This is a genomic window from Bradyrhizobium sp. 23 (assembly GCF_023073295.1).
Lineage (GTDB): Bacteria > Pseudomonadota > Alphaproteobacteria > Rhizobiales > Xanthobacteraceae > Bradyrhizobium > Bradyrhizobium canariense_D.
The window spans coordinates 107,349-109,854 of the sequence record NZ_JADPJF010000103.1 but is presented as its reverse complement, the minus strand read 5'-3'; the positions used below and the strand labels follow the sequence as shown (position 1 = coordinate 109,854).

Here is a 2,506-nt window from a genome sequence, read left to right as displayed (position 1 = left end):
AAGCCGATGCCGACAAGAACGGAAAAACCGGCCCCCAACGCCAGCGCCACGTAGCCTTCCGTCGGGATCGGCTCGCCCTCGACCGCCATCGCGGAATAAACGAAATAGCCAACCGCGGCCAACATTCCCAGCAGGAAGATGATGAGGAGTGCACGCATGGCGCGGTCTCCGGTTGATCCGAGAACAAACGGTTGTGGACAGGGACGGTTCCCGGCCTAGGGCCCCCGGTCGCTCGAAGACGTGCCGGCAAGGCGTCGCCGTAGGTCCTCAAATTGATGGGTCAGGCACTCTGAGCTGTCTTCACCACCACGACATTGCTCTCGTCGTGCTGGGAAGGGGCCACATCCTGAGCGGCCTTCTCGCCCGCGCCCGCATGGCGCTTGAGATAGTCGCGGCGCATGCCGATCTCGTCGCGGACGAATTCGTAGCCGAGCTTGAAGGTGTCGAGCCCGTCGGTACTGATCGTGCCGTCTCTGAGGCCGATGACGGCGCCGCGTAAAATGCCTTCCAGCTCGTCCTGGAGACATTCGAGCTGGTCGAGCGAATGCGCATGTTCGATCCGCTCGCCGATGTCGAGGATGGCGGTGGCCAGCTCGCTGGCCTTCTCCGGCGCGATCCGGGTGATCTTGGCGTAGATCGCGGCGAAGATCGAGCCGATGACGCTGAGCGCGGCAGCGCCGAGATACATCAGGTCGCTGTACTTATCCATGAACGACTTGGTGTCGTCGTTGATGTAGTCGGCCGCCCCTTGATGCGCCATCACGAAGGCGTCCTTCTCGACGGAGGCGGGCTCGATCCTAGTGGCAAAGCCGCTGTCGAGCCCGAGCGCGGACTTGTTCTCGTAGACGGTGCGCGCGAGCTCCCCGGCCGCCGTCGGCGACATCCTGGATTGGGCGACCAGCAACCATTCGAGCCCGATCGTGTCGAGATCGTCGCCGGGAATTTCCGGCGATGCAGACAGCGTGCCCGCCGTCAGCGTCTCGCTGGAAATGCCGGGGATCTTGCGCGCCAGCGCTTTCGCCTCGTCGATCGCGTTCAGCGTGAAGCCGCCGCGCCTGGCGACCTGCTCATACGCCTTGTCCCGCACCGCCCGCGAGGCGTGGACGATGGCGACGACTGCGCCAAAGCCGCTCGCCGGCGCGAACAGCTTGTCGAGTGTAGCGCCCTGTGGCGCCATCCGGATCCTCCCCGCGTCCGCACCCTCCGGAACGTCGAGGATACCGCGGACGAAGACGAGCGCGGAGTCGTTGTCGGCGACGACGGCGACCTTCTTCTTCTTCAGCTCGGCGAGCGACTTGATCTTCTTGTTTCCGGGCCCGAGCAGCAGCACGATATCGTGCTCGAGGATCGCGAGCGTGCGTGCCCGCAGCGGCACCTTGGCGTCGGTGCGCAGCACCGCGAGGTCGGCCTGCTTGCGATCGAACTGGGCGATCGCCTTGGCGTTGTCGGCGTTGTTGACGATCTTGATCCGGAAGCGCGAGGCGTTGTTCTTCAGGACGGCGGCGAGCTTGGCTGCGAACAGCGCCTCGTCGCTGTTGGGGGCGCCGACCGCAAAGGTCAGCGTCTCCGAATTGTGCACCAGCATGCGGCCGCCCCAGACGGTGGCAAGCGACAACAGCAGGGTCAGCACGACGTAGAGGAAGACCTGCTGCTGATTGGTCTTGATCACCTTGGGTCGCCGGGGCGGTGGCTCGATCGGCGATGAGGTCGGGCCCTCAGTACTCATGGCAGCACTCTGGCCTTATGCTTCCGGTGGCGGGCGGCTTGCGGATGTGATCGCTGCGGTCGCCCTGTAATTCGTAAACGTCTGAAAAAAGAACGATATTCTCTACTGACGATGGTAGCGCGCAGGCCGCGGAATGCAAATTCCGAGCCGAAGGTAACCTTACTCAACTCGGCCCCGGCGATTGGTCATCCTATCACCAGTTAGCCACAGTTGGCGATTTTCCGGTTCCCCCCGGCTGCATTCCGCCGCGGGAGGTGTCATAAATCGCAAGTCCCGGCGATTTGACCGGTCCAGGAAGAGATTGCGCTGAACGCTCCAATTCTTCTTGTCACGTCAACGAGGGCGCCTTGTCGTTTCCACCTCTGTCATCGGCGGTTCCGGTCGAAGCCCTCATTGGTTGGATGTTGCTGCTGACGTTCAAGCACATCATCGCCGATTTCGTCCTCCAGACCGCCTGGATGGCGCACGGCAAGGACCAGAAGCACGGCTGGGCCCTGCCGCTCCTGGTGCACTGCCTGGTTCACCTTGCGGTTGCGCTGCCGCTGATCCTGATCGTGGCGCCGAAATTCTGGTTTGTGGCGCTGATCGACTTCGTCATCCACATCACGATCGACCGCGCCAAGGGCCTCGTCTCAGCCAATTTCGGTGTCGATCTTGCGCATCCCTGGTTCTGGACCCTGATCGGTGTCGACCAGGCCCTGCACCATCTGACTGGCTTCGGCCTCTCCATCTTCATGGCGGCGAACTGACCGCTGGCGGCCTCGGCGCGTAGGTGGTCGT

2 protein-coding genes are annotated in these 2,506 nt (G+C 63.2%); one reads left to right on the top strand and one right to left on the bottom strand.

The window, feature by feature from the left end:
• Positions 1 to 280: 280 nt before the first annotated feature.
• Positions 281 to 1,726: a TAXI family TRAP transporter solute-binding subunit gene (locus IVB32_RS25615; protein ID WP_026233586.1), complete on the bottom strand. Its 1,446-nt coding sequence runs from the start codon at positions 1,724 to 1,726 to the stop codon at positions 281 to 283.
• Positions 1,727 to 2,127: 401 nt separating this feature from the next.
• On the opposite strand from IVB32_RS25615, the gene IVB32_RS25610 reads away from it, so the two are divergent.
• The gene (locus IVB32_RS25610; RefSeq protein WP_018458457.1) at positions 2,128 to 2,475 is read left to right on the top strand and encodes a DUF3307 domain-containing protein; all 348 of its coding nucleotides are present in this window, start codon (positions 2,128 to 2,130) and stop codon (positions 2,473 to 2,475) included.
• The last annotated feature ends 31 nt before the right edge of the window (positions 2,476 to 2,506 follow it).